Genomic DNA, 779 nt, shown 5'->3' with positions numbered 1-779 from the left:
GACAAGAGCGTTTCGATATGCTGTATCAGGTGAAGCTGACAAAAGAAGAAGAGGCGATGTATTTCGGAGCTGCTGAACATCAAAAACCAAAACCCTCGCCTGATAAGGCGGCACCCACCGCCGGAACCGCGCCAGAAAGCGCTAAAACGGGCGGAGGGGCACATATCTTAAAAGCAACACTCAACGAGATAAGCGAAACAAATACACAGCTATTTAATATGGTCGTTGATGATAGCTATCAAAGCACACCAGAATCGAAAGCCAGGCTCGAAGCAGTTAAAGAGCAAATTGGTTTGAATGATGACACTAAGAAGCATGATGATAAAAATGACCAAACGCCAGCTGCAGGCCGCAGCAAAAAAGCGCCTGCCGCTAAGCCTGCTAGCACTACAGCCAGCACGATAGGCGACGATTTCCGCGACATCAAAGGCATGTCGAAGAGTCAGATCGAAGAGCTTGAAGCACTCGACGAAGTTCACGCAGCGCAGCGCAAAGCGGCAGCAGAAACAGAGAAAGCGACCGCCGGTTTTAGTGTTGTCATTAGTGACAACATACAAGCAGATATGCAGCAAGAACCGGAGCCATCAGCGCCAGCATCGCGTGGTAGCTTTAGCGATAGATTAAAAATGAAAAAGACGGAGATTACTCAGCAAGAGAAATCAAAAGAGATGCAGCAAGAACAGGAACGCAAACGCAGGCGCGGCCTAGGATTGCTTCACTAATAAAAGCCCTTCCGGGCTTTTATTCGATAGTAGCAACCTGCTCAAGCTGTAAATGTG

The 779-nt window shown here is 48.3% G+C and carries 1 protein-coding gene; it reads left to right on the top strand.

Features of this window, described 5'->3' with window-relative positions:
* Positions 1–722 (top strand): hypothetical protein (locus WH277_RS01350; protein ID WP_339503930.1); only part of this gene is annotated, 722 nt, incomplete at its 5' end.
* Between the last annotated feature and the right edge of the window lie 57 nt (positions 723–779).

Source organism: Erwinia sp. MYb416 (assembly GCF_037479575.1).
In the GTDB taxonomy this organism is placed as follows: domain Bacteria; phylum Pseudomonadota; class Gammaproteobacteria; order Enterobacterales; family Enterobacteriaceae; genus Erwinia; species Erwinia rhapontici.
The sequence above is the reverse complement of the archived record's forward strand: the minus strand, read 5'-3'. Positions and strand labels throughout refer to the sequence as shown.